General features: G+C 56.7%; 25 protein-coding genes and 4 pseudogenes. 8 read left to right on the forward strand and 21 right to left on the reverse strand.

The genetic code is table 11. The annotated features are described in order from the left end of the window. Position 1: 1 nt before the first annotated feature. Together mexE and LOY56_RS12160 are read right to left on the reverse strand one after the other, a co-directional pair. Positions 2-1255, reverse strand: coding sequence for a multidrug efflux RND transporter periplasmic adaptor subunit MexE (gene mexE / locus LOY56_RS12155; protein ID WP_258622121.1), 1254 nt, complete (start codon positions 1253-1255; stop codon positions 2-4). Positions 1256-1836: 581 nt separating this feature from the next. Continuing rightward, the gene (locus tag LOY56_RS12160) at positions 1837-2418 is read right to left on the reverse strand and encodes a helix-turn-helix domain-containing protein (RefSeq protein ID WP_258622123.1); all 582 of its coding nucleotides are present in this window, start codon (positions 2416-2418) and stop codon (positions 1837-1839) included. A 155-nt stretch (positions 2419-2573) separates the two neighbouring features. Between LOY56_RS12160 and LOY56_RS12165 the strand changes: the two genes are divergently transcribed. Both LOY56_RS12165 and LOY56_RS12170 read left to right on the forward strand, forming a co-directional pair. Further along, positions 2574-3449, forward strand: coding sequence for a DMT family transporter (locus LOY56_RS12165; RefSeq protein ID WP_258622125.1), 876 nt, complete (start codon positions 2574-2576; stop codon positions 3447-3449). Beyond that, a complete protein-coding gene (locus LOY56_RS12170) occupies positions 3442-3651 on the forward strand; it encodes a hypothetical protein (RefSeq protein ID WP_258622127.1) in 210 nt (69 codons plus the stop codon). Before LOY56_RS12165 ends, LOY56_RS12170 begins: the two co-directional genes overlap by 8 nt. A gap of 81 nt (positions 3652-3732) precedes the next feature. Here LOY56_RS12170 and LOY56_RS12175 read toward each other — a convergent pair whose 3' ends face one another. The 10 genes from LOY56_RS12175 to LOY56_RS12220 all read right to left on the reverse strand — a co-directional run bounded on the left by LOY56_RS12175 (position 3733) and on the right by LOY56_RS12220 (position 11914). Then, positions 3733-4500, reverse strand: coding sequence for an SDR family oxidoreductase (locus tag LOY56_RS12175; protein ID WP_258622128.1), 768 nt, complete (start codon positions 4498-4500; stop codon positions 3733-3735). An 8-nt stretch (positions 4501-4508) separates the two neighbouring features. Then, the gene (locus LOY56_RS12180) at positions 4509-5279 is read right to left on the reverse strand and encodes an SDR family NAD(P)-dependent oxidoreductase (protein WP_258622132.1); all 771 of its coding nucleotides are present in this window, start codon (positions 5277-5279) and stop codon (positions 4509-4511) included. A gap of 1 nt (position 5280) precedes the next feature. After that, the gene (locus LOY56_RS12185; RefSeq protein WP_258622134.1) at positions 5281-6429 is read right to left on the reverse strand and encodes an NADH:flavin oxidoreductase; all 1149 of its coding nucleotides are present in this window, start codon (positions 6427-6429) and stop codon (positions 5281-5283) included. Positions 6430-6442: 13 nt separating this feature from the next. Continuing rightward, positions 6443-7642 (reverse strand): AfsA-related hotdog domain-containing protein, encoded by a 1200-nt coding sequence (locus LOY56_RS12190; RefSeq protein ID WP_258622135.1) that lies wholly within the window; start codon positions 7640-7642, stop codon positions 6443-6445. Continuing rightward, a complete protein-coding gene (locus LOY56_RS12195; RefSeq protein WP_258622136.1) occupies positions 7620-8168 on the reverse strand; it encodes a DUF2867 domain-containing protein in 549 nt (182 codons plus the stop codon). The genes LOY56_RS12190 and LOY56_RS12195 overlap by 23 nt, the downstream gene beginning before the upstream one ends. A 13-nt stretch (positions 8169-8181) precedes the next feature. After that, on the reverse strand, positions 8182-8775 hold the full coding sequence (locus tag LOY56_RS12200) for an NAD(P)H-dependent oxidoreductase (protein WP_258622137.1): 594 nt from the start codon (positions 8773-8775) through the stop codon (positions 8182-8184). A 144-nt stretch (positions 8776-8919) separates the two neighbouring features. Continuing rightward, positions 8920-9495 carry an acyl-homoserine-lactone synthase gene (locus LOY56_RS12205; protein WP_258622143.1) on the reverse strand — a complete coding sequence of 192 codons (576 nt, stop codon included), beginning with the start codon at positions 9493-9495 and terminating at the stop codon, positions 8920-8922. Positions 9496-9654: 159 nt separating this feature from the next. Continuing rightward, positions 9655-10356 (reverse strand): LuxR family transcriptional regulator, encoded by a 702-nt coding sequence (locus tag LOY56_RS12210; RefSeq protein WP_258622150.1) that lies wholly within the window; start codon positions 10354-10356, stop codon positions 9655-9657. A 220-nt stretch (positions 10357-10576) separates the two neighbouring features. After that, positions 10577-10804 carry a hypothetical protein gene (locus tag LOY56_RS12215; RefSeq protein ID WP_258622157.1) on the reverse strand — a complete coding sequence of 76 codons (228 nt, stop codon included), beginning with the start codon at positions 10802-10804 and terminating at the stop codon, positions 10577-10579. A 663-nt stretch (positions 10805-11467) separates the two neighbouring features. Next, positions 11468-11914 carry an MFS transporter gene (locus tag LOY56_RS12220; RefSeq protein ID WP_258622158.1) on the reverse strand — a complete coding sequence of 149 codons (447 nt, stop codon included), beginning with the start codon at positions 11912-11914 and terminating at the stop codon, positions 11468-11470. A 384-nt stretch (positions 11915-12298) separates the two neighbouring features. Here LOY56_RS12220 and LOY56_RS12225 point away from each other — a divergent pair, with 384 nt between their 5' ends. Further along, entirely contained in the window at positions 12299-12592 is a 294-nt protein-coding gene (locus tag LOY56_RS12225; protein ID WP_232005464.1) for a group II intron maturase-specific domain-containing protein, read from the forward strand. A gap of 82 nt (positions 12593-12674) precedes the next feature. Beyond that, positions 12675-12848 (forward strand): annotated as a pseudogene (locus LOY56_RS12230) (transposase domain-containing protein); the annotation flags it as partial. 52 nt (positions 12849-12900) lie between these two features. Here LOY56_RS12230 and LOY56_RS12235 read toward each other — a convergent pair. Beyond that, complete coding sequence (locus tag LOY56_RS12235; protein ID WP_258622159.1) at positions 12901-13572, reverse strand: hypothetical protein; 672 nt, start codon at positions 13570-13572, stop codon at positions 12901-12903. A gap of 3 nt (positions 13573-13575) precedes the next feature. Between LOY56_RS12235 and LOY56_RS12240 the strand changes: the two genes are divergently transcribed. Next, positions 13576-14025: a hypothetical protein gene (locus LOY56_RS12240; RefSeq protein ID WP_258622949.1), complete on the forward strand. Its 450-nt coding sequence runs from the start codon at positions 13576-13578 to the stop codon at positions 14023-14025. Between the two features lie 16 nt (positions 14026-14041). Here the strand turns inward: LOY56_RS12240 and LOY56_RS12245 are convergent, their stop codons facing one another. Further along, positions 14042-14770: a helix-turn-helix transcriptional regulator gene (locus LOY56_RS12245; RefSeq protein WP_258622161.1), complete on the reverse strand. Its 729-nt coding sequence runs from the start codon at positions 14768-14770 to the stop codon at positions 14042-14044. Positions 14771-14909: 139 nt separating this feature from the next. Between LOY56_RS12245 and LOY56_RS12250 the strand changes: the two genes are divergently transcribed. Continuing rightward, positions 14910-16283, forward strand: a complete 1374-nt coding sequence (locus LOY56_RS12250) for an MFS transporter (RefSeq protein WP_258622163.1) — start codon at positions 14910-14912, stop codon at positions 16281-16283. A gap of 128 nt (positions 16284-16411) precedes the next feature. Next, positions 16412-16912 carry an Lrp/AsnC family transcriptional regulator gene (locus tag LOY56_RS12255; RefSeq protein WP_056724899.1) on the forward strand — a complete coding sequence of 167 codons (501 nt, stop codon included), beginning with the start codon at positions 16412-16414 and terminating at the stop codon, positions 16910-16912. Between the two features lie 264 nt (positions 16913-17176). Here LOY56_RS12255 and LOY56_RS12265 read toward each other — a convergent pair. The 6 genes and pseudogenes from LOY56_RS12265 to LOY56_RS12290 all read right to left on the reverse strand — a co-directional run. Next, a pseudogene (locus LOY56_RS12265) lies at positions 17177-17392 on the reverse strand (hypothetical protein); the annotation flags it as partial. Between the two features lie 78 nt (positions 17393-17470). After that, positions 17471-19549 (reverse strand): bifunctional diguanylate cyclase/phosphodiesterase, encoded by a 2079-nt coding sequence (locus tag LOY56_RS12270; protein ID WP_258622165.1) that lies wholly within the window; start codon positions 19547-19549, stop codon positions 17471-17473. A gap of 272 nt (positions 19550-19821) precedes the next feature. Continuing rightward, positions 19822-20049 (reverse strand): NAD(P)-binding protein, encoded by a 228-nt coding sequence (locus LOY56_RS12275; protein ID WP_258622167.1) that lies wholly within the window; start codon positions 20047-20049, stop codon positions 19822-19824. Between the two features lie 365 nt (positions 20050-20414). Continuing rightward, positions 20415-21338, reverse strand: coding sequence for a LysR substrate-binding domain-containing protein (locus tag LOY56_RS12280; RefSeq protein WP_258622168.1), 924 nt, complete (start codon positions 21336-21338; stop codon positions 20415-20417). A 176-nt stretch (positions 21339-21514) separates the two neighbouring features. Further along, complete coding sequence (locus LOY56_RS12285; RefSeq protein ID WP_258622170.1) at positions 21515-21892, reverse strand: hypothetical protein; 378 nt, start codon at positions 21890-21892, stop codon at positions 21515-21517. Further along, positions 21889-23115, reverse strand: a complete 1227-nt coding sequence (locus LOY56_RS12290) for an MFS transporter (protein ID WP_258622172.1) — start codon at positions 23113-23115, stop codon at positions 21889-21891. Before LOY56_RS12290 ends, LOY56_RS12285 begins: the two co-directional genes overlap by 4 nt. A gap of 234 nt (positions 23116-23349) precedes the next feature. Between LOY56_RS12290 and LOY56_RS12295 the strand changes: the two are divergent. Then, positions 23350-23640, forward strand: a pseudogene (locus tag LOY56_RS12295) (transposase); the annotation flags it as partial. 367 nt (positions 23641-24007) lie between these two features. On the opposite strand, the pseudogene LOY56_RS12300 reads toward LOY56_RS12295, so the two are convergent. Continuing rightward, positions 24008-24156 (reverse strand): annotated as a pseudogene (locus LOY56_RS12300) (DUF4224 domain-containing protein); the annotation flags it as partial. Positions 24157-24240 lie beyond the last annotated feature (84 nt).

A 24240-nucleotide genomic window follows, 5' to 3' on the forward strand; every position in this document is an offset into this window, starting at 1 on the left:
CTTAACCGCGTGGAGTCGCAGCAGCCAGTTTCACAACCGTACCCGGCGCGACCTTGGCAGGTGCGACTTGGGGCAGGTTGCTGGCTTCCAGCGCTTGTCGTTGTTGAGCCAGAGCCGCGAGGGTTTGTTCGCTGGCCATCGGGATCACTTCAGGGGTGACCGGTGAACCCGGGCGAACCCGCTGCAAGCCCTTGACGATGATGGTGTCGTCTTTATTCAGGCCGCTACGCACGATGCGCAGACCTTCGATTTTCGGACCCAGCTCGACAGGGCGGTAAGCCGTTTTGTTGTCGACATCCATCACCAGCACGAACTTTTTGCCCAGGTCGGTACCAACCGCTTCGTCGTTGATCAACACGGCGGAATAGGTGCCGCTGCCCACCAGTTTCAGGCGCGCATAAAGGCCTGGGGTGTAGGTGCCGTCGCTGTTGTCGAACACCGCGCGACCGCGGATGGTGCCGGTCTTTGGGTTGACCTGGTTGTCGACGAAGTTCATCTGGCCCTGGTGGGGGTTGCCGTCTTCATTGGACAGGCCGAGGTAAACCGGCGTGGTTGCGCCGCGTTGGCCCTGGCGGGCGAGCTGGGTGTATTTGAGGAACACACGCTCATCGGCGTCGAAATAGGCGTAGACCTTGTCGGTGGACACCACGCTGGTCAGCGCGGTGGTATCGGCGGTCACCAGGTTGCCGGCGGTGATTTCCGCACGGCTGACACGGCCGCTGATGGGGGCAGTCACACGGGTGAAACTCAGGTTTAGTTTGGCCAGGTCCAGTTGGGCCTGGAGGGCGCCGACGGCGGCGCGGGCTTCTTGAGCCGCGCTGGTGCGCGAGTCAGCGAGTTCGGCGGAAATCGCATTGCTGGTGCGCAGACGTTCGCCGCGCTGGGATTCGTTTTCGCTGCGGGTGGCGGTGGCGCGAGCTTGGGCAACCAGGGCTTCGAGGCGGCGGACCTCAGCCTGGAATGGACGCGGGTCGATCTGGAACAACAGATCGCCTTTCTTCACCAGCGCGCCTTCGGTGAAGGCCACGTCATCGATCTGGCCTGAGACCCGCGGACGAATCTCTACCGTTTCCGGCGCTTCAAGGCGCCCGGTGAATTCGTCCCACTCGTTGACCGGTTGTTCCAGCACCTTGGCTACGCTGACTTTGGCCGCGGGCATGGTAGCGGCAGCGTCCGGGGTCTTGCCGCAAGCGCTCATCACCAGCGCGGCCAACAGGGCCAAGGGGAAGCGCAAATGTTTGAGTGATTGTTCCATGGATGCATCCGCCAATGTATTGAGATGGGCGGATGATGCTTGGCGGGGTTGTATGGCACGAATCGAATGGGGCGAAGATAACTATCATTCGGAATGATATCAGCTCAAGGCGAGCCCTCTAGCATGCACCTTCCATTAATGGGCTATCAAATGAAATGATGACAATTGAGTGTTGCAGGGAGTGCAGAGGACAAGTTTGAAACCGAGTCATGGCCATCGCGAGCAAGCTTGTCCTACAGGGGATTTGTGTACGCCGCCGATCCACTGTAGGAGCGAGGCTTGCTCGCGAAGAGGCCATCAGCCTCAATACAACATCAGGATCAAACCAGACTATCCGGATCCCCAAAGTACATTTTGACTGGGCTCTAGGGCGGTGGTTTCAGGTGATAAAAAACTACTGATGCCCTTATACCCCCACTCGCTCGCGATACACGAGCGAACGAAAATGACGAGTGCTGGCATAATTCCATTCGGGTTCTAATGGTTTCTGTTAACTCCACATTGAAGTCAGGGCATCGTGCGCAGCTGTCAGGGCGTCTAGAAAATTCAGGGCGATTCACGCCGTGTCGATGGCACCCACCTCAGGAATGCTCTATCACCATCACCGCAGTGGTGTCCGCCTCGAGTGCTTCGAAGACGTGAGGCACATTCGCCAGGTAGCTGATGTAGTCGCCAGCGTTCAGCAATATAGGTCCAGTCGCCGGGCCGATATGGGCACTGCCACTGCACAGCACCACGTGCTCTACGGTGCCCAGTGGGTGGGACTGAGACAGACGAACTTCCCCGGGCTGCACTTTGAGCCGGTAGATATCGCGTTGTACTCCCGCCGGGCAATCGGCAAGCAGTGTCGCTGCATAATTGGCAGTCTCGGCATAGGTCGTCATACCCTCGTCGGCGCGAATCACCCGCAGGGTCTGCTGGGGTTGCTCGAAGAACCGGGTGACTTGCAAGCCCATTGCCATCGCCAGCGACCACAAGGTTTCAATGCTGGGGTTACCGATTCCCGACTCCAATTGAGACAAGGTCGACTTCGCCACCCCGGCGCGCTTCGCCAGCTCAGTCAAGGAAAGCCCGGCGGCCAGGCGCTCGCGTTTGATCGAAAGGGCCAGCAGATCGATTCGGCTCGGGTTATTTCTCAGTAGCGTGTTCGTTATATCGGTCATTTGTTTTATAAATAATCCTGAATTGGGTTGACGCTCTCAGACGCATTGTTCAGTATAGCGGTCGTTAGTTCATTATAAAGCACGATTTGCCGACCCAATCCCCACGAATGACGGCTTAGGTTACGGCAATGCCGGCAGCAAGGAAGCAGTGAGTGATGAAGTCGCAAACTCGTGGGACGCTCGAAATGATTTCGGCCATGGTGATTTCCGGCACGGTGGGCTGGTTCGTCATCATGTCGGGGCAGAGTCCGGAGGCCGTGGTGTTCTGGCGTTGCTTGTTCGGCGCCATGGCGATGTTGGTCGCGTGCCTGGTGCTCGGGGGGCTGCGCCGCTCCCGGATCAACGCCCGGCAGTTCATTCTGGTATGCCTGGGTGGGGTGGCGCTGATACTTAACTGGCTGCTGCTGTTCAGTGCCTACAAACATTCCTCTATCGCCATTGCGACGGTGGTCTACCACGTTCAGCCATTCATGCTGGTCGGTCTGGGTGTGCTGTTCTTCGCCGAGCGCCTCAGCGCCGCCAAGGTCGGCTGGCTGCTGTTGGCCTTCTCCGGTCTGATGTTGATCGTGTCCGCCAAAGGCAGTGGGCAGGCCACCGGCGCCGACTACCTGCTGGGCATCTGCCTGGCCCTGGCTTCAGCCTTCTTCTACGCTGTGGCGGCGGCGATCACCAAGCGCCTCAAAAACTTACCCGCGCACCTGATCGTGCTGATCCAGATGGTGGTAGGCGTGCTGGTCCTGGCACCGTTCGTGGACTTCACCAGGGTTGATACGGTCGAAGGTGCCTGGACTTACCTGATCATTATCGGCGTGGCCCATACCGGGCTCATGTCGACCCTGCTGTACAGCGCCATCCAGAAAATCCCCACGGCGCTGGTCGGGGCGCTGTCGTTCATCTATCCGATCGTCGCCATCCTGGTCGACTGGGTTGCCTTCGCCCACCCGCTCGGCGTCCTGCAAATGATTGGTGCGAGCGCCATCCTGCTGGCGGCTGCGGGCATGAACTTCGGTTGGTCGCTGGGCCGTGCCTGACGGCCAATACCTGCAGTACCACTACGATCACGTGCAGCAAGGCACTGAGACGGGCGTGTTCGCGCGTGGGGGCTCGCCAACGCACAAAGCCCCACACAAGGTATGCCCAGGCGCCGATGTTGAGCAGGAACATGGCCGTGGGGTCGAGCGTCGAAAAGCGGCTGTCGAAGCCCAGTTGATGATCGAGCCATTGGATCAGTGAATAGCCCAGACGGACACCATCGGCAAGGCGAATGGGGCCATTGCAAGAATGTCGTATACAGCGCCAACGCGTACGATTTTCTCATGTGTGGATTGGGTCATTGCGAGTCTCCTCCTGGAGTGGCCGGTTCAACACGTCGCGAATTTCCTGGAACTCCCCCGATTTCAGTCCATTACGATGGCGCTCGGCCAAGACTTGGATGATATGCCCAGCGCGGGACTCGGCGTCGACGATGTAGCCGGGAACTGCCGCTCGTTGCCGCAGCGCGACAAGATCGCTGAAACGTTCATCCGCCGCCATGATGGTCCGCGCCACAGTTGTCTGGACGTTACAGAGCCCCAGAACTGCAAAGAATGTGTGTGGGTTTTCCAATTGATAGATTTTTGCCAGAGCGTTCAACGCCGCCTTGGATACCGAATATGAGAGCATCCCGGCACGTTGGCGCAGTGCTGAAATCGATGATGAGAAGACCACGGTACTGGGGGGCTGCGTCGCACTCAGCACAATGTCCAGGACCATTTTCACGGCGCCCAGATTGAGCGCCAGGACGCTATTGAACTCCTGCATCGAGGTCTGCGTGGCCAGTTGGGGCGGGCTGCCGAACCTTCCCGCATTCAGGTAGACGGTCTCTACCGGGTTAGGGGTGCGCGACAGCAACGCCTGCAAGATTGCCGGCGCGCGCTCGATATCGGTTAAGTCGCACCGCAGGAAGTGGAAGTGCTCCTGTGGCGGGATATTGGCCGCAGGATTTCGTGACACAGCGAACACCTCGTCGCCCCTGGCCAGGTGATTGCGTGCCAGAGCGTTGCCGATACCGGTGCTTACACCGGTGATCAATATGCTAGCCATGATTGCCCCTAGAATTTTCCGATGTGATAGCCGCCATCGGCGCTGAGCACCGTGCCGGTGATGTAGCTGGATCTCTTGCTCAGCAAAAACACGATCGCGTCGGCGATTTCCTCTGGCTGGGCAAAGCGCTTCATGGCCGTCACGTCGCGCTTGCGCTGGGTGTTTTCCGGATGGGCAGCCAGCCGTTCCGGAGAGTTCATGCCTCCCAGTGTCGGCCCGGGCGCTACGGCGTTGACGCGCACGGCAAAGCGGGATTCGCTGTCGCAGGCATTCTCCATGGCGGCGACTTGCGTCAAGGCATTGAGCGCTGCCTTGCTGGCGACGTAGGCCGCCTGATTGGCCATAGGCATCACGCCAGCGCACGAGGACACATTGACGATCGCTCCATCGGGGTACTGGCTGATCAATGCCAGTTCTTTTTGCAGGCAATACAGGGGGCCGTTCAGGTTGGTGTGGATGACCCTGTTCCAGTCCTGCGGTTGGACTGTCGCGATCGGCGCATAGGGGGCGGTAATGCCTGCGTTGTTGATTGCGTAGTGCAAGCGATCAACCTCGCCAGCCACCTTCGCGAATGCTTCGGCTACTGAAGTTTCCGACGCTACATCGCAAAAAATGAACTGTGCCGAAGTACCCAGTATCTCCAGAGCGGCGGCGGCCTTTTGCTGGTTCCTGCTCATCAGGAACAGCCGCGCGCCCGCTCCGGCCAATTGCTTTGCCACCGCCAGGCCGATGCCGCTTGCACCGCCGGTGATGACGATGTTCTTGTCTTGAAATTCCATGTTATTGATTCCCGTAATGGATGTGAGCGGGACGCTTGTAGTGCTCATTCACACAGCAATACACCCGATCGAGTTGCGGATTGCTCTTGTCCCGAAAGCAGTTACCGTCAAACCGGCATTGCTGGACCTGATCTTCATGACCGGCGAGTGACTTGCTGATCAGGTCGTTATCGGCAAAAAGGGCTCGGCTCATGCCGATCAGATCGCAGTGACCAAGCCGCAGTTGATCTTCTGCCTCCTGCAGGGAGCCAATGAAACCGGCATAGCCGACCGGGAGAGAGGTGAACGACTTGATCAGGCGTACCCCTTCGACGAACTGTCGCTGAATCGTCGGATGGGCAGAAAGCATGTAGCGGAAGGTTTCCTTGATGGTGATCGAGCACATGATTGCCGACGTCCCGGCGTCCGCCAGGGCAGCCACGACGTCCTCGAGCAGTTCCGGTTGCTGCCCGTTGGCGCCCAAACAATCATCGATGCCCAAGCGCACGGAAACCTCCAGGTCTCCAGCGGTAACCCTGTGAATGCGGTCGATGACTTCCAACAGGAACCGCGCTCGCTTGAGTGGGCTGGCGCCATAGGCGTCACGGCGATGGTTGGTCCAGGGCGACAGAAAACTGCTCAGCAGATAGCCGTTGGATGCCTGAAGCTGGACCATCCTGGCGCCGGCCTGTCTGGCACGCAGAGCCGCTTGGGCAAACTGATCGCAGACAGCGTCGATGTCCTCGACACTCATCTCTACCAAGAGATCGGCGCCGCTGCTGCCGGATAACGCACTGCGGCTCGGGCAAAGCAACGGCTGGCCGCTGATCTGCGTGCCGCCTTGGGCTCCGTAATGCTGAAGTTGCACCACCACCGGACAGTCCCGCTGGTGGCCGTACTCCACCAGCGGCGCGAGCTTTTCCATGTTGGCATCGCTGTGCAGGCACAGGCCGCGCGCATGCAGGCGCGTGGAGGGCGCTATGGAGGAGTTGCCCAGCACCACCATGGCGCAGCCACCATCGATCACATGTTGATAGAAAGTGAGCATTTCTTCGGACAGCGAACCGTCCGAGGTGGCCAGGTCGATGCCCATCGGGGCGAAATACAATCGGTTTTTCAGCGAAACGCTCTGACCGATCACCAGTGGGCTTTGTGACATCTCATAGCTCATGGGCGCACGATCCTCATGCCACGGTTTGCTCGTGGGCGAGTGGGGCAGGCGAAGAGGCAGCGGCCGATTGCATCTGTCCGGCAAAGAAGCAGTGGCACTTGATCGTTTCACGGAGCTCGCTGGCCTGGTCCTTGGACAGCTTGCCGAACACCAGCACCCGCTGATCGGGTTCGCTGGTGGAGCAGGTCGAAGCAACTGGCAGGCTGAGGAAACCACCCCCTTCGATGTAGAGCGATACGGTACTGACCGTGCTCCAATCGATGGCCCCGGCTTGATGAGTCACCAGCACTCCCAGTACCGAGAGCAGGCTCAGCCTGGCTTGCAACACGCTATCGGCGTAATGCACGAGAATGTTCTTGGGCAAGCGATCGGAGGGGGCAAACCAGTGATCCTGAGGGTAGTTCAACGAGCGCATGCGTTTGAACAGCGGTAACTTGATCACTGCGCCTTGCAGCCAAAGACGCGACACCAGCCGACCGTTCTGATAGAAGTGCGCGCACTTGTCGATGGTCTTGGGCTGTGATCGTTTGAGGCCCTTGGCCTGCTGCACCATGATTTCGACTTCATAGGCCGATTCGATGTAGGCACTGAAGGAAATGCGCAAGTCTTCGATGGAAATGGAAACTGCGCCGCGCTGGTGTCCCAAGTGGTTGTAGACATAGTGGTACATGGCTTGCCTGGCCACTTCGATCAGCATCAGGCCAGGCACATGTTCGTGCTGCTTGTTGTAGAAGTAGTAATTTTTGGTGTCGTTGATCAACAGATAAGACCCCCGCCTGGCCTTGTCCCACTGCGCGAGCGCTTCAAGGCATTCGATCATGCGTAATACTTGGTCGGGCGGTATCTCGGCATCAACGCCCTGAAAATGCTGGGCAAGGTAGCGTTGGGTCTGCTGAGGGATGAATTCAGCCGTGAGGACGAAGTGGTCGCCGCACTCGGTATAGAAATCGTTCAGGCGGATCTCGAAGGTGGAGAGTGTGGTCGCCTGTTCCGCGCTGATGGTCAAGGGCAGATAGTGCAGCACATACTGGCCATCTTGTGCACGGTACAGTTTCTTGAACAGGGCCTGATCCTCCGCGTTGCCAGCCAGTATTTCGGCGCCGATCGGAGCACTGAGAAAGCTGGGCAGAATCAGCCTTGGTCGAGCGACCAGGACATCCTTGGGTGTGTCTTTGTGCAACAGGTGAGGGTCAATCGAGTATGCGCTGTTCATGAGTTGCGATCTCCAGTGAGCGAGTTGGGGAATGTAGGGGGAGATGGGACAGCAAAAGATTGATGATGACCCCATGTACCGGCGCCACCGGCAGCATGTACAGGCGGCCGAAAGTATTGAAGGTCTTGACGGAGGTGGTGATATGCAGGCAACGCCGTTGCGTGAGTGTTGCATCGATCGAGACCATGACCGCCAGATGGGTATCGCGTGAGGTCAGTACCAGCTTCTGTGCGCTGATGACCTCGACGGTGAAGAAATCGAGCTTTTCGCCGACCGCCGGGACGCACTGTGGTGTAACGCCCGAGAACCCGCCGATCCTCTCGACGTGAAAGTGCTGCGAGATACTGTCGCGCAGCCTGAACGCGCCTTTGAGCCAAGCGGGCGTGGCGGCCGTCATCAGGCAGTACAGTTCGAATACCGTGGCTTCGGTGTCGATGATCGCGCTGGCCGAATGCAGAAAACCCAGTTCATGGTGCGCGGCCACCAGGCTGGCGCACGGTGGGATCTGGTCGTTCGGCGTCTTCATGATCGATGACACCTTATTGCAACAGGGCGACTTGCGCCTGCTCGGCTTGCAACAGCATGTTTTCGTAGAGCCGGTCGGCGGATGCCTGGTCCTCGACAACCTGTTCGGCGACGTTCTGAGCGGTGACGTCGATTGACTCGTCATCGATGAATACCGATTCGTAAACCCCGACGACAGGCAGGTAGATACCTTTGACGTACGCCACCGTCTGCTGCAAAGGCCTGAGCAATTCATCCAGTGTGTAACGGTTGAACCCGCCAGCGCGGTAGCCTATGGATGGCACACCCACTGTGGCGATGATCAAGAATTCCTTGTTCTTGAGCTTGTCGCCGCCGCGTGCGTAGGCATAGCCGGGGGTGAACACTTCGTCGATCCACTGCTTCATGATTGCCGGGCAGGAATACCAATACAGCGGAAACAGCAACACGATGCGGTCATGGGCATCGAGCAACGCCTGCTCTGCACGAATATCGAACCCGGTGGGCGTTACCGCGCAGGCCAGGCTATGGACCTTGACGCCACGATGGCTGATCTTGCTCATGATCGCGATATTGACGCGGGAAACCGAGAGATCAGGATGGCCAGAAATGACAATGACTTTTTTCATGTAGGGCACGTGTCCTTTATATAAATAAGTCGATTGAAATTCCGATGCAGCACTATTTAAGAGCAGGTGCCTGAAGTTGTAACCTAACCTTTTGGGGAGGCGGCTTGGCCAATTTGCCGGCAGCGGCAGGCCATTCGTAGTGCTTCAGGCCACTTCTCGATCAACAAGGCTGGGCGGTACCCTGATCCAGTTGACCATGATCTTGTGCCCGTCGATTACGGTCAGCTTGTCCTCGCAATGAGCATCGAAGCCCGCTTTGCGCAACAATCGGGTAATCCCCGGCGGAGATACCGTGATCAATTGGCGAGCCTCGTGGCGAGCCGCGACCTTGAGCACTTCGTGCAGTAGCGCCACGGCGTTCGGCGATGACAGTGAATGGCCAGTGAAGGTCCGTTGTTGCAGGTCGACGGCGGCAAAACGGGAGATTTCCCAGATGTCCGCGGAACGAGGGAGTGCCTGGTCGCCGATCACCTGGGGAAACACTTCTCCCAGCAGATAGGGCTTGTGCGTGGGCAGCAGCCGCGCTACTCCGACGATGCGCGGGCCTTGATGGGCGATCACGTATACCGTGTCGTCGCGATCGAATTGATCCAGTTCCTCACCGATCGCACAGTCCAGATGCCATCCAAGCTTCTCGACAAATACGCGATAGCGATATAGCAGCAGGGCCTGCCACAGTTCTATCGGTAATGTAAGGCGCGTACCCGTGGTCATATACATGAGGAACCCTCGGCAAATAATCGAGGGATCATTCGGCAGAATAATCGAATGTTTAGGTACTGCTCTTTTGGGCAGGTGTGTCGTCAAGGAGCGAGTATTATTATTGTTGTTATCACTCAGCGACGTTAACGCTTCAGCGGTGTGGAAATGAGTTGTGTGTCAGGCGAGCAAGCCCAGTGAAGTGGCGCGCACTACGGTAGCGGTGCAGTTATGGACGCCCAGTTTCGAGCCTGCATTGCGCAGGTGAAACTTGATGGTTTCCCGCGATAGAGAGAGGATCAAACCGATCTCGTAGGCGGTCTTGCCGTCGGCTGCCCACTTAAGGACTTCACATTCGCGCCGCGACAGCGATTTTTCCTGTGGTAATTGCCAGTGCGGTGTCAGCACGCGCAAGAAACCCTGATGGGCGACATGCACCAAAAACCGCATGTATTTTTGATTGGCGGCAAGCTCTTGGGTAGTAATAGGGTCGCTGGGGCGTGCGAGTGTCAGCATGCCGCCGCTGCCGCGGCCGTCCAGACAGGATTGCGCCCAACCGTGTACCAGTCCGGCAGCGCGGGCTTCCTCCCACATCTGCGGGCTTTGCTGGGTCATTTGCTCGTCCCAGACAATCGGTATCGTCGATTTCGTGCAGTGTTGTACCGTCGGGTCCACGGCAATGTATTCGCATTGGACATAGCGTTGTCGCCACGAAGGCAGAAAATTGTTGCTCATCACGACCATGGGACGAGTGACGGGTATAGGTATTCGGATCCCATAGGCGCAATAGTCGAACCCTAGGTGTCTTGCAGTGCTTACGATCCGGGCCAACAATTCAGCTTCGGTTCGGGCATTGTCGATCGTGTCCAGCAGATCATCCATCCACTTCACTGTCATTCTCCTTGAATTGACCTTGTTACGCTCTATCTGCGCCGAAAATTACTTTCGGACGCGCTGATGACGCAGGGCAGTGTTGTCATGGCTTGGTTGACTGGTCGGGCCAGTGATCGGTATTGGGATTACTGGCCCCAAGCAAGGGTAGCCTGAACGCGGCGGGAAAACATTGAGCTGGGTCAACTCATTGATGGTTGGTGACCGAGCGCTAGGAAACTTGAGACGCAGTGCTACCTGACGTGTGCTTGCGCGCCAGCAGATTGGCCAGCACCGAGAGGCTGGAGCAGAAGATGAAATACACCAGGGCACGCACAGGAAAATCTCGGTGGGGTGCACCACAGTTGTTCATCAGCGGGCGGCGTAGTTTTCTTGAATTGCTCCGCTCAGGTGAACGCACCGGATATACCAGTTTTATCGTCTGGAGTGCATCAGCCATTCGTCACTTCTGCAACTCTCATCCGCATGAGCATTCATGGTTCAGTATCCGTAGTCGTTCAACAATCTCTGCAGAAACTCACGTCGCCTTTGAACGACGCTCAAAATGAGATAGTCACGATCGGTGTCTCTTGTTATAGGTGACCTGCGTCCACCAGGCCATGGATGTAGCCTTCGGCTCTACCCCTTGCTTCGAGCAACGCCTCTTTGGATGTGTTTTTTGTAGATGTCTTCAGCGATGAGCTGCAACCGCTTCATTTGACGTCGTCCAACTGCATCGCCCGAAAATTTTGGTGCGTTGATCAGTGCGTTTAAATCGTTGGATATGCTGGTTGTGCTCAAGGTGGTGGATCTGCTGGGAACCAATGTCTTGCTTGAACGTATTATGGGGTAAAGGCTAGGCGCTTACGCGAAGAAGCGATTGCTTTACTGCTGGGGAATTGCCTGCCTGATTGCATTCATTCTGATCAGCTATTTGCGTCGAGGTTGACGACATTGCTTTGGCGCGACCGGCAGAGATTGACCGAGGCAAAGAGGGCTTCGCTGTCCTCCAGGCAACAACATGAGCGTTTCCAAGTAGACTGTCGCGTAAGCCTAGATGTAGGCCCGCCTCTGAGGCACGTGTAACGGCACACTTCCAGAGAAGCTTGCAAAACAGCTCGTATCAAGAGTCACGAGGTGAGGGCAGCGCCTTGTTCATCGAGAAGATCACACCGGCCAACGAAACAACCAAAATTCCGATAATGCCCCATGGAAATGACGTCGACCCAGCCTGCGCCAGCAGAACACCACCGACGACTCCACCACTGGCAACAGCGGTATTCCAGGCTGTGGTGTACATCGACTGGGCGACATCAACGGAGTCGCCGGCCAAGCGAGACAATGCCGTCTGGGTAATCGTTGCAAATCCTCCGACAGCTAGCCCCCAAACCGCGACAGAGGGATAGATCATCGCGGGGATACTGCCCCAAAGCCCTAGCGACAGGGAGGCAAAAGCAAATATAAGAACACTCGCGATGATGAGAAATTGCAACCGGCGATCAATTGTTGCCCCCACGAGCCACAGGCCGACGATGGAACCTAGCCTGAAAACAAAAAGAACAACATCCAACTTCGCAGCCAGCCCCGAAGAATCTAGGAATGGCTCAATGTAGATGTAGAGAACGTTGTGAGCGACAACGAAAGTAAAAACAACGAAGAGAACTGATCGAATACCAGTCTTCAGGAAAACATTAACAAGAGACTGACGCTGCTCCTTGGTCTGACCACTACAGTTCGAATCAGGGAGAGCCTGACACGACGGATGAGTGAAGTGGGTCTGACCATCAACGAAGAAAAGTCGAAGATTGTCTACATCGACACATTCGAGCGGCACAATGTCGCGACGAGCTTCACCTTTCTTGGATATGATTTCAAGGTGCGAACCCTGAGGAACTCCAAGGGCGAACTCTTTCGTAAGTGCATGCCGGGAGCGTCGATGAAGGCGATGCGCAGGATGGTAGACACGATCAAACACTGGCGCATCCATCGATCCACTACGGATGACCTGAGGGATTTTTCTCGCAGGTACAACGCTGTGATTCGAGGATGGATCGAATACTACGGTAAATTCTGGTACAGAAACTTCAGCTACCGATTGTGGAGCGCGTTGCAATCGCGCCTGCTCAAATGGATGAAGAGCAAGTACCGAATCTCTATACGTCAAGCGGAGCATCGGCTGCGTCTTGTTCGAAGAGAGAATCCGGAGCTGTTCGCGCATTGGTATTTACTACGTGCATCGAATGTGTGATCAAGAGCCGTATGACGGGAGACTGTCACGTACGGGGCTGTGAGCAGCCGAGGGGTGAAATTCCCTTCGGCTGACTCGACTCTCAGGGTCGTTACGCAGTGGAAAACGGGCGGCGGCGATCATGAGCTTGATCCAGTCTGCGCGGCTGAATGGTCATGACCCGTATGCATATCTGAAGGATGTTCTCGCGCGCCTGCCGACTCAGCAGGCGAGTGAAATCAATCAGTTGCTGCCGCATAGGTGGCAACCGGTTTAATCACGCAAGGCGAGACGCCGGACGCTCACCTTTATCGCGATTGTTTTGATGTTCACTCGTGGAATCGTTCACTTCTATTCAAAAGCCATGACATCAGCAGCCCTGGAATCAGGAAACCTAACGAGACTAAAACCCCGTGAAGTATGTGCGTCAGAGGTTCCTCGAGAGTGGCAACAAGCTTCATGGGCGAAGCGACTGGGGATAGCTGCAAGAACAAGACAAGCAGCACCACACAAGGCCAAATCAAGCTGACACCGCGTCGCGCACTTAGCCGCCATGCATAGGCTGCCAGCACGGCTGAGAGAACTCCTTCGAGGATCCAAGAGGCAGTCCCCAGCTTGCCCCATAGGCCATAACCGTAATGCTCAACCGAGTGGGGATACAGTGCTAGATCGCTGTTGTGCATCGGCCAATCAGCGATGAAGTGAGAGAAGGCTGCCAACGCCGCCACAATTGCTACTGGTCGATGCTTTACGAAAAGCAGTCCCCAAATCGCTGACCAGAATACAGCGGCAAGCAATGAGTGATCCCAATCGATAAAGGTCAGATCAAAGAACAGGTACGGCCCGCTGTTTAAATTGGGGGTGAGGGTGTTGAAGCCGAGAATGATGAAAATCCCATCAAGCAGATCCAGAAAACCAACTCCCATCATGATGGGTGTCGCAGGGATCTTGGGATAGCGGGCCTTGATTGCCAGGCCGATGGCGAAGTGACCTACGTACATTCTATGTTCCTGATTCAGGTATGCCTGTCGTCTACAGGCCCGATGGCTCTGACACTATCCGAGCCTTCAAAACAAGATTGTCGGGTTTTGGCAATGTCTGAATTATCTCCTAAAGCGATACCTCCATCCTTCTCCCTACCGCCAGAGGTGGACGCGATTTTGCTTGAGGCCTCGCGGGTCAGGACGTTGGTAAAATCAGAGGCAGTGTTTCCTCAGGGCTCTGAACCACTAGAAATGTTTCCCGGCCTCTATGAGTTGTTAAGCAACGGGGTGATGCAGGGGCGTATCGACTTCGATCGCTCGAAGCTAACCTGCCAGGCCTCCTTTCTTGAGTATCCCCACGTTGCTGCGTGGTATGAGCGAGTGAACAACATTGTGGCGTGGCAGGCGACAGGGTTGGACCAAGAGCGTCGCTTCCGCGAAATCGAGAGGTTTTTTTCGCCTGCGCAGTAGTTTGCATAGCCGGTTTTCAGGCGGAAACAAGCGGGCGCGCCAGCGTTTCAAGATCATGCAAGTGTTGGACTCCTAAATGGTGCTTGAGCGCTCTCCAGCCATCACCGGTGATGGTCACGGCGCGAGTGCCTGTGGATCGGCGCATCCAGCCCAGGTTGCAGAAGGTATCCAGCAGGTGTGCACCCAGCGGTCCGGCTATGTGGTGCTGCCTTTCGGTCCAGTCCAGGCATCGGCGAGCCTGGCCATGAGCTTCGAAACACAGCTCGCCGCTGTCCAGATTGAGGGATTGCATCCATTCAATGCCGCGAGGGGTAGGCGCATATTCACGCTCATTGCACTCGACGATGAACTCGCGCTCAAGCATGCCTTGAGCCACCGCGACGCCAACTTGACCGGCCAGATGATCGTAGCAACAACGGGCAAAACGCAGTTCATGGGCGGCGCGATTGGGCAGACTGCGCCAGGAACTGGTTTGTGGGGAGACGGCTGCGAGGCTTTCCAACACATGGGAAACGTCGGGGCCTGCCAATTGATAGAAACGGTTGCGCCCCTTTATCTCAACAGTCAGCAGTCCGCCATCGAGCAGTTTTGCCAAGTGCGAACTGGCGGTCTGTGGTGTGACACCGGCGGCGTCCGCCAGTGCGCTGGCTGACAACGAGCCACCGTCGGACAGGGTGATCAGGATGACCGCCCGCACGGGTTCAGCGATTAAGTAGGCGATGGAAGAAATTTTAGGCTGGGTCATTCCTTTGAACTCCATGGGTGTGTCGGATCACCCGGCTTTCAGGATGACATGACTAGAAACACTTCGACACGCCCCGAAGCATTTTTTGCAAAAAGCTGCTTATAGTCAATCCGCCGCCAGGGAAAGGAAATGCGAAGTCATGGAAATCAAGAGTCGCTACCAACGACAGGTTCTGATCGCTACAAGCCTCAGTTACGTCGTTGTCATTCTCGATACTTCAATCGTCAACGTGGCACTGGAATCCATTTCTCAGACATTTGATTCGGATATCACCGGGCTACAGTGGGTGATCAACGCTTATACATTGACGTTCGCCAGTTTACTGCTGACGGGCGGTTTATTGGGCGACCGTTGCGGGGCAAGAAAGATCTACGGCCTTGGTCTGGTCTTGTTTGCGGTTGCTTCTGCATTATGTGGTCTGGCAACTGACCTGCTTCAACTGGTCGCTGCCCGAGTGCTGCAGGGGGTGGGTGCGTCCATGTTGGTGCCGTGCTCACTGATGCTGATCAACAATGCCTACCCGCAGACCTATCAACGGGCGAGTGCCATCGGTGTCTGGGCAGGTTGTGGTGGTATTGCCATGGCGGCCGGGCCTCTTGTTGGCGGCGTGCTGATCGAGTTGTTTGGCTGGCGCAGTATCTTTTTGATCAATGTGCCCATCGCTCTGGTCGGCGTATGGCTGACGTCGCGTATTCCTCCTTCGCCTCCATTGGCACCTAATCGCCATCTGGACTTCACCGGCCAGGTCGCCGCCATCGTCGCCCTGGCCACTTCGGTGGCAGTGCTGATCGAAGGGGCAAAGCTGGGGTGGAATTCCGAATGGGTGTATGCGGGCATAATCCTGGCCTGTGCAGCCTGGTGTGTATTCCTGGTGACCGAAAGCCGGCATAAGGATCCGATGCTGCCGTTGCATTATTTCCGCAACCCGGTGTTCACAGGTGCAACCTTTCTGTCGTTGATTTCCGCGCTGGTGTTCTACGGCCTGTTCTTTCTGTTGAGCCTGTATTTCCAGACGAATCGCGGATGGTCGCCCCTGGATACCGGATTGGCATTCCTGCCCTTGACGGCAATGGTCACTCTCGGCAGTTTCACCTGCGGCCGGTTGACCCGTGCCTATGGGCCCCGAGCTGTGCTATGCACCGGGTTCGGGTTGTACACCTTGGGATTCATCGGACTGTTCGCCCTGGCCAGTGACGCGCTGTACTGGCGGATCGCACTGTGTTATCCGGCCGTGGGTTTTGGCGCCGGGATCATCACCCCGGCCGCCACTTCGGCACTGATGAGCGTGGTTGACCGCGCCAAGGCAGGGGTGGCGGCCGGCACGCTCAATGCCAGTCGACAGAGTGGCTCCGCGTTCGGCGTCGCGATATTCGGCGCGTTGCTGACCTCGATCCAACCGCTCAACGAGGCCATCTATATTGCAGTCAGCGTTGCGATTGGCTTGTCGTTGCTGGCCATGGCGGTGTCCGCATTGGTGCTGAAAACACCGGCGGCCCAAACCGTGGGAAGTTGATTTACCTCCACCTGTAAACAGAAGTCGCTCAGCACGCGTCTGCGAATGTCGTGAGGCGTGTCTGCTGGAGGTACAAAAACGCCGCTCCCTGAGCGGCGTTTTCGTATGCTTTACTATGGAAAGGCATAATGCAGAAAAAATTATCCAAACGCATCAGTCTCGACGATACCGACTTGGCAATCCTCGCATTGCTGCAAGAAGATGCGAGTATCTCCAACGCTGAGCTCAGTGAGCGCTTGTCGTTAAGCCTGACACCTTGCTGGAGACGGCGTAAGAGAATGGAGGAGGCGGGCGTGATCAAGGGCTATCAGGCGAACCTTGATCGACGAATGCTGGGGCTGGATATCATGGCGTTCGTGCACATCCGTTTTTCCACCCACGCCGATCACGCTCCCGACGCTTTCGAGGCGGTGATTGCTCAATTACCTGAAGTGTTGTCCTGTCACAAGATCACCGGGGATGCCGATTACGTGCTGCAAGTTTTGGCAGAGGATCTTGATAGCTACAGTGATTTTATCGAGCAGGTGCTCAGGCGTCAGGTGGGTATTGCGTCCATCCAGTCCAGTCTGGCTTTACGCGAGGTCAAGACCAGTAGCCGTATAGCGATACCCAAATCAAGCAAGGAGTGAATGGGCAGGGATTAGATCACCTTTTGAAAGCCTGCCTTTGACGTAGCTCCGTTGTAGCCCGGAATAGCCAAGCTTGGGCCTGATTCTGAAACTCGATCTGAGCATGCTAGCCGAGCTGATAGCGAAAAGTGACCTGCCGCCAACCCGCAATCGATCAGTTGCGAAGGGGGAGGTTATGGGTTCCGTGATCCCTGCGACGCTGGCCTTAGCAAAACCAATGCTTTCTGGGCGGCGATTGAACGATAGAGCGTTTCGACAATTACAAGGTGCTGACAAAGTGGAAAGCTTATTACTGACTGGAATGTCGAGATAGCACAAGGTTCCTGCAGGGACGGTGGTCCCGTCTTCATGCACGACACCGCTTGACTGAGCATGGGCGCAGCCTGGGGCAAGCCGCATAATTTCGTTGCTGCGTAACCCCGTCTGTGTCCATACCACAGCAACTGCCTGAACCATCGCCAGGGGGTAGTGAATTTCCGCTCTTGGCTGGAGAGTGTACGTTGGGAGGCAGGATCGAATCCTCCAACGATATGAGGTGTAGCACGAGTCTGAAACGCATCAATCAGTCAGCGTGGACTCGGAAATCGCTGTTGCAGTTAGACTTTTGAGCAACAGTTCTGCCGGCAACGGGCTTCCGAGTAAATATCCCTGTAAAGTGTTACAGCCTAAGCGAGTGAGCAATTCTTGCTGTTCTGCGGTCTCCACACCTTCGGCCACAATCTTTAGACCTAACGTCTTGCCCAGTGCAATAATTGCCGAAACAATCGCCGCATCGTCATTGCCCTGAGCCAATTCGGTGACAAATCCCCGATCGATTTTCAGCTCATTGGCTGGTAGACGTTTAAGGTAGAGCAAACTGGAGTAGCCTGTCCCGAAGTCGTCGATGGAAATGCTCAGCCCCAGTTCCGACAGGCGTTCCAGGATCACCAAGCTGGCTTCGGCATCGCGCATCGCCGTAGATTCAGTGACCTCAAGAATCAGGTGGCGAGCATCCAGCGAATGACGCGCTAGAGCCGTGCGCACGACATCCACCAGACTGGCATGCCCCAGTTGAACGGTGGACAGATTGACCGCAATGCTCCAGTCCTGATGGCCTTCGTCGTGCCACTCGCGCATCTGGCGACAGGCTTCGTCGATTACCCAATTACCAATGGGAATAATCAAGCCAGTTCTTTCCGCGAGTGGTAGAAAACGATCCGGCGGGACTAAGCCCAGTTCGGGATTTTGCCAGCGTAACAAAGCCTCGACCCCAATCATCGGGCCGTTGGGGGCGAGCATTTTAGGCTGGTAATGCAGGAGGAATTCACCTCGATCCAGCGCCTGGCGTAGATCTTGTTGAAGTTGCATTTGTTGATGAGCATTGGTGTTCATCGTGCTTTCGAAGAAGCAGTACCCATTACGCCCCAGTTCCTTGGCGTGGTACATCGCGGCATCTGCGTTGACCAGCAGCTCGTGCGCGGTAAGACCATCCATGGGGAACAATGCAATACCAATACTGACTGATACATGCAGGCTATTGCCGGCGATACTGAAGGGGCTGCCAATGCTCTCGATCAGCCTTTGTGCCAGCGCCGCAGCATCTTCGGGCGCACCCGGATCAATCAATAAAACAAACTCGTCACCACCCAGGCGCGCAATGGTGTCCTCGCAGCGTTTGGTGTCGAGGATTCGTCGCGAGACTTCGATCAGTAGAAGGTCGCCAACGTGATGCCCGTAGACATCGTTGACGGCCTTGAAGCCATCCAAGTCCATGAACAGCACCGCAAAATGGCGTTTTTCCCGTGCGGATTTTTGAATGGCCTGCTCCAACCGGTCATTCAGCAGGACACGATTGGGCAGCTTGGTCAGGTTGTCGTGCAATGCCAGCTGAACCAGTTCGCTGTTGGCCTGATCGAGTGAGATCGCCAGCAGGTTAGTACGCACATCCAGCATGGAAACAATCAAGGCAATGGCGAATACTGCCAAACTCACCACGATTACCAGCACTGCCAGCCACTTGGTATCGATGCCGTTGTTTGCCGCCCCGCAGAAGCTGCCGACAGGAAACTGCGCAGCCGCCATCCCGGTGTAATGCATGCCGACGATGGCACACCCCATCACCAGCGACGCACCGATACGGGCATAGGTAGCCCTTGTTGAGTCTCTGCGCAGACGGAAGGCGATCCACAGGGCCGCCCCTGAGGCAAGAACCGCGATGACAATGGACAGGGCAAATATCCAGGGAATATAGATCACGTTCGGCGTCATCAACATTGCGGCCATGCCGGTGTAGTGCATGGAGGCAATGCCGGTGCCCATCAACAGGCCACCCAGAGCCAGGCGGCCCCACGGTAGATCCCGTTGACAAACCAACCATAGGGCAAAGGCCGATGAGGCGATGGCAATCAGTAGCGACAGGAGTGTGAGAGGTACGTCATAGCCTAGGGAAATGGGCAGATTGAAGGCGAGCATGCCGATAAAGTGCATCGACCAGATGCCGAACCCCATCGCGAACGAGCCACCTATCAGCCATAACGCGGATGCTCTTCCCGTGGAGCTGGAGACTCGACTGGCCATGTTAAGGGCCGTGTAAGAGGCAAGAATGGCGACAATCAGAGAAAAAGCGACAAAAACACTGTTGTAACTGCTGAGAAGCATAAACTCCCATCCTTGAGCATAATCGGCGCTGCTGCGTGATTGATATTGAGACGCCACTATAAACTGATCTTTTGCGTTAAAGACAGCGTAATCTCAACGACTTTTACACTCCCATAGTGCCGAGTTAGACGCATTGTGGGCATGGTTGCAATGCTGGGCGTGATCTGCGTAGGCAGTCTGCTTCTGCTCAAGAAGGACTTGGGTAAGGACGAATGCCGTATAGGTTTTAGGAGAAGTCCAGGAAACCCCACAGCTCATCCTTACCCCGAGATTTACGCCGGCGCCTTCCAGGCCACTGTGATGGACTTGTCTTGCAATTTCCTCAGTAGCCCTAGTTCGGTTAGCACTTTCATGGCATATGGCTGGATATTCAAGCCTGCACCCAGAGGCCCAATGACTTTTGCCGATTCGTAAACTTTTACCTGGTAGCCTTTTTCATGTAATGAAAATGCGAGCGTTAGTCCAGTAATTCCCGTGCCGGCAATAATAATTTGATTCATGGGATATTCTAAGCTCTGTATAGTATTAAATTGTTTTGATTAATTACAGTAGATCCTGGTCTGTGTATTTTTTTGTTATCAATGTAGTTGATTTCAGTTGTTTTTTTTATTGTTTGTGGAGTTTTATTCAGTAATCGACGTGTTTTTTTCTGGCTCGTTGACAAAACGACAAAACTGTTTCAATACGCAGTCAATAGTGTGATGAGGTGTAGAGCAAGGGCGGGGCGCTAAAGAGCGAGCGCAGAAGGCGGGAGCTGGAACTAATGGCTTGGTGAGGCAAGCCGGTTCGGGGAGACGGCGAGTTCATGAAAATGGCCAGCCGGAAAGCATGAAATATTCCGGCTGGCCGCACGCTTATAATAACGTTAGTTGTTATCCAGGAATAATGGCGTCAAGTGCCGGGAGAGGAAGCGCAGCATAGTATCGACCTTAGGTAGCAATTGTCGGCTACGAGGCCAGATTAGGTGTACCGGCAATCCTGGGGTCGACAGGTGCGGCATGATCTCTACCAGATCGCCCCGTTGCAGTTCGTCGCGAATCATCCACGTCGCCAATTGGGAGATCCCGTAGCCGCCCTTGACCGCTTGCACTTGAGCCTCACCGCTGCCGACGATGATTCGGCCGTTCATGGTGCGTCGTTCGATTTGGCCATCCGGCCCGGTGAACAACCACGGGCTGATGCTGCCGTCGGCGCGGCCGTACATGATGCAGTCGAACTGGTCCAGCTCATTGCCGTGCTGGATGCTCAAATGCTGGCGCAGGTATTGGGGGGCCCCGCAGAAGATCAGGCGTTCCTGGCCGATCTGTTGGTGCGCCAGCAGGTTCGAAAGCTGGTCGACGCTGCCGATGCGCACTGCCAGGTCGATACCTTCCTCAATGATGTCGACGAAGCGGTCGGTGAAGGAGGCGTGCAGGCGTAGGCGCGGGTTGTGTTCGGTAAAGTTCAGTAGCAGTGGCAGCACATGCAGTTTGCCGAAGGTCACTGGTACATCGATGCGCAGCCGTCCAGCGGGCTCCTGGCGCTCGGCGGCCAGCACTGTCTCGGCCTCCTCCAGCTCGGCCAGAATGCGTGCGCAGGTGCGGTAGAACGCCTCGCCGGTGTCGGTCAGGGAAAGACTGCGTGTGGTGCGTTCAAACAGCCGTGTGCCTAGGCGCCCTTCGAGGCGGGCCACCCCCTTGCTGACAGCCGAGGTGGACAGGTTGAGCTGTGCGGCTGCCGCAGTGAAGCTGCCAGCGTCCGCAGTGGTGACGAACACTTCGATGCCTTTGAGATGTTCGGTGAGCCTCATTGAAAATCCTTCTACCGGCGCCCGCACCGGACGCGCACGCTTCATGCGCTGATTGTGGGGTGACTTGGCCCCGTGGGAGTCAACCTGCCCAGGCCGGGCAGGTTGCAGTGGTCGACCGTTAGGGTATCAGGTCACGGAGGGCAGACCGATGCCGCAGATGCACCTTCGGGGGGGTATCAGGCAAAGTGAGGCAGCACCTGCTCCGCCAGCTCATCCATCACCGCCTGCACCGGACGCCGGGTGATGCGCATGTTCAGGGCGATGTGCGACACCCCTTGCTCGCACTGGCGTAACCAGAACTCGAGCAGGGCCTTGCGACGGTCGCGCAGCCAGATGGCCGAGAAGCCAAGATCCTCGGCATGGCGCACTAGCTGCGTATGCTGTTGCAGTGGCGGCGTAGCCCCATGTGGATAGGCTTCCAGCGGTGCGATCAGGCCAAAGGTCAGTTGGCCCGGTCGAAACACCTGAGCGTATGCAGGATGCCCGGCTAGCGAGGCATTTGCCTGGGCTTGCTGCGCAGCAGAGCGTACTGAAGGAGACAGAGAACCGGTCATGGGCGGATCGTCCCGGACTGTTCAGGGATCGCGTCTTCGGTGCGTCGTGTCTTGAACTGGGCCAGTAACAAGCAGATCACTGCCGCGCCCAGCGCGATCGAGGCGGCGATGTAGCCGATGCTGGCCAGGCCCGCCTGTTCTATGCTGTAGCCGCCGATAATCGCCCCCAGGCCGATACCTGCATTGGCGGCCGAGACGTTGAGGGTGCCGGCCAGGGCTTGGGCGTGGCTGGCAGCCTTCATCACCCGTATCTGGCACACCGGGTACAACGCGGTGTAGGCGATGCCCCAGACGCTCAGAGCCACCGCCAAGCCGACATACGAAGTGGCCAAGGGGATGCTGATGGACATCCCGGCGGCGAGGATCAGCACGAACACCGCAGTGGCTCCCAATGGATTACGATCAACGAAGTACCCTCCCAGCCAGTTGCCGACCAGACCGATTGCGCCGAAACCCATCAGCCACCAGCCGACAGCTACCGGAGGGATGTTAGCCAGGCGCTCAAGCATGTCGGCAAGGTAGGTATAGGCGGTGAACATAGCGGTGAACACCACCACCGAGAGGACGATGTTGCCGATGAATCGGCTATCGCGCAGGATGCGCATCTGCTGGCCGATGCTGCTGCGCACTGGGCGTGCCAGGCTGGGCATGTAGAGTGCCAGCAGCACCAGCATCAGCAGCGACAGCCCTGCCAGCCCCCAGAAGGCACCACGCCAGCCAATCAGATTGGCGGCCACGGTGCCTAAGGGAATGCCGAACAGCGTGGCTGCGGCGATACCCAGATAAACCTGTGCCACTGCACGGCCCGCCCGTTCGGGGCCAACCAGTTGGCTGGCTGTCTCGCTGGCGGTGCCCCAGAACACTGGCAGCAACAGCGCTGGAATGAACCGCGCCAGGCTGAGTATCCAGATGTTCGGCGCCATTGCGGCCAGGGCATTGGCCGCGGCGAAGATCAGCATGATGATGATGAACAAACGCTTGCGCTCGATGTGCGCAAGCGCCGCCGTCAGTGGTGGGCCGAACAGCATCACCGTGAAGGCGAACAAGGTCACCAGTTGGCCTGCGGCGGAAATAGAGATGTTCAGGTCGCGCGCCAGTGCGGGCAACAGGCCGATGATAAGAAACTCGGTGGTGACAATGACGAAGGCTGCGATAGCCAGTAAGGTGATTGAGAAAAAACTGTGGCGTGTCGCCGCCGCGTTGGGAGTGGGTGCGTGTGTCATGGCTTGCGATCCAGGCAGGGTTAGATCGCGCTAGTCTAAGAAAGCAAAAAATTCCTATCTCGGGTAATTTTTCCTTTGATTGTTTACCTAGATTCCATAGTTGCAGGCACCCTTGTGCCAACGACTGTCAGTTGAGCGAAACTTGCCCAACCCGGTCGTAGCGCTCGGAAGGGGTATGCAACGCCATCAATCAGCCAGTTTCGCCCAGTCACATACCTGACATGGGGCTACCCATACTGGAGTTCGAACTGCCAGGGCTGCGCGTTGAAATCGCAGTGCACACCGAACACGGAATGACGAGTTCGACGCTGGGAGCATGAAGCCGTATTGGAGGAAATGCAGCTCCGGCTGAGCAACGCACCGGAGATGATGCGAGTCCGAAAACGGACGGTTGAACATCCCTTCGGGACGCTCAAACAATGGATGGGCGCGACATACTTCCTGACCCGAAAGCTCGTCGGGGTGAGTGCGAAGATGAGCTTGAATGTGCTCGCTTACAATTTGAAACGGGCCCCGCGGCGTTGACTGCGCAATCGCCCAGTCAACGAACGTCGATGATCGAAAGCGATGAGGTCATGAGCGGTTTTACACACTCTGGGCCGGAAGCTGACTCTCACGCTGGCGTTTGATCTGCTGCGGTTAAGCGGCGCGACTGGGGCAGCCCGGTGTATCCCGCCTCATGGCTGCGGCTCTTGCGGCTCTTGTACGTCTAGGTCTCGATACCGCATCCCTCCCGACACGGTGGCATCGGGGATCGCCTCGATCACTCTCGTCGGCGGATTATTGATGCGAAAGCCGGGTTACCATTTTTCGCGCAACTGGAGATACTCGCCCAGAAAGGCGTCGTAGGCTAGGCGGGGCGCATAACGCACGCTCCCTTTTTTGTCCACCGCCTCGCCGTGATAGAAGAAGTCCACTCCCGCTTGCCTCGGCTTTCGACGAACCCCATTGGCGATCCATCAACCAGCGCCGTTGGTAGGCCCTGGCCTTGTAGTCGGTGAGATCCGCCAGCTCTTCGTCCGAGAGAATTTCGGTTTCCAGGTTGATGCTCCGTGCCGCGCGTGGAGGGAGAAGGTTGGGGAAGAAGGGCAGATGATTGCGGTCAGCGTCTGACTGCCGTCTGCA

It is taken from the genome of Pseudomonas sp. B21-048 (assembly GCF_024748615.1).
GTDB lineage: Bacteria > Pseudomonadota > Gammaproteobacteria > Pseudomonadales > Pseudomonadaceae > Aquipseudomonas.

Excerpts from the sequence above, each read along its gene's own strand:
- LOY56_RS12245 (WP_258622161.1), bottom strand. The coding sequence starts at position 14,770 with ATGACCCAGCCTAAAATTTCTTCCATCGCCTACTTAATCGCTGAACCC.
- LOY56_RS12290 (WP_258622172.1), bottom strand. The coding sequence starts at position 23,115 with ATGACACACGCACCCACTCCCAACGCGGCGGCGACACGCCACAGTTTT.
- LOY56_RS12195 (WP_258622136.1), bottom strand. The coding sequence starts at position 8,168 with ATGAAGACGCCGAACGACCAGATCCCACCGTGCGCCAGCCTGGTGGCC.
- LOY56_RS12215 (WP_258622157.1), bottom strand. The coding sequence starts at position 10,804 with ATGGCTGATGCACTCCAGACGATAAAACTGGTATATCCGGTGCGTTCA.
- mexE (WP_258622121.1), bottom strand. The coding sequence starts at position 1,255 with ATGGAACAATCACTCAAACATTTGCGCTTCCCCTTGGCCCTGTTGGCC.
- LOY56_RS12175 (WP_258622128.1), bottom strand. The coding sequence starts at position 4,500 with ATGGCTAGCATATTGATCACCGGTGTAAGCACCGGTATCGGCAACGCT.
- LOY56_RS12285 (WP_258622170.1), bottom strand. The coding sequence starts at position 21,892 with ATGACCGGTTCTCTGTCTCCTTCAGTACGCTCTGCTGCGCAGCAAGCC.
- LOY56_RS12250 (WP_258622163.1), top strand. The coding sequence starts at position 14,910 with ATGGAAATCAAGAGTCGCTACCAACGACAGGTTCTGATCGCTACAAGC.
- LOY56_RS12190 (WP_258622135.1), bottom strand. The coding sequence starts at position 7,642 with ATGAACAGCGCATACTCGATTGACCCTCACCTGTTGCACAAAGACACA.
- LOY56_RS12240 (WP_258622949.1), top strand. The coding sequence starts at position 13,576 with ATGTTCCTGATTCAGGTATGCCTGTCGTCTACAGGCCCGATGGCTCTG.
- LOY56_RS12205 (WP_258622143.1), bottom strand. The coding sequence starts at position 9,495 with ATGTATATGACCACGGGTACGCGCCTTACATTACCGATAGAACTGTGG.
- LOY56_RS12270 (WP_258622165.1), bottom strand. The coding sequence starts at position 19,549 with ATGCTTCTCAGCAGTTACAACAGTGTTTTTGTCGCTTTTTCTCTGATT.
- LOY56_RS12160 (WP_258622123.1), bottom strand. The coding sequence starts at position 2,418 with ATGACCGATATAACGAACACGCTACTGAGAAATAACCCGAGCCGAATC.
- LOY56_RS12180 (WP_258622132.1), bottom strand. The coding sequence starts at position 5,279 with ATGGAATTTCAAGACAAGAACATCGTCATCACCGGCGGTGCAAGCGGC.
- LOY56_RS12275 (WP_258622167.1), bottom strand. The coding sequence starts at position 20,049 with ATGAATCAAATTATTATTGCCGGCACGGGAATTACTGGACTAACGCTC.
- LOY56_RS12255 (WP_056724899.1), top strand. The coding sequence starts at position 16,412 with ATGCAGAAAAAATTATCCAAACGCATCAGTCTCGACGATACCGACTTG.
- LOY56_RS12225 (WP_232005464.1), top strand. The coding sequence starts at position 12,299 with ATGGTAGACACGATCAAACACTGGCGCATCCATCGATCCACTACGGAT.
- LOY56_RS12280 (WP_258622168.1), bottom strand. The coding sequence starts at position 21,338 with ATGAGGCTCACCGAACATCTCAAAGGCATCGAAGTGTTCGTCACCACT.
- LOY56_RS12235 (WP_258622159.1), bottom strand. The coding sequence starts at position 13,572 with ATGTACGTAGGTCACTTCGCCATCGGCCTGGCAATCAAGGCCCGCTAT.
- LOY56_RS12185 (WP_258622134.1), bottom strand. The coding sequence starts at position 6,429 with ATGAGCTATGAGATGTCACAAAGCCCACTGGTGATCGGTCAGAGCGTT.
- LOY56_RS12210 (WP_258622150.1), bottom strand. The coding sequence starts at position 10,356 with ATGGATGATCTGCTGGACACGATCGACAATGCCCGAACCGAAGCTGAA.
- LOY56_RS12165 (WP_258622125.1), top strand. The coding sequence starts at position 2,574 with ATGAAGTCGCAAACTCGTGGGACGCTCGAAATGATTTCGGCCATGGTG.
- LOY56_RS12200 (WP_258622137.1), bottom strand. The coding sequence starts at position 8,775 with ATGAAAAAAGTCATTGTCATTTCTGGCCATCCTGATCTCTCGGTTTCC.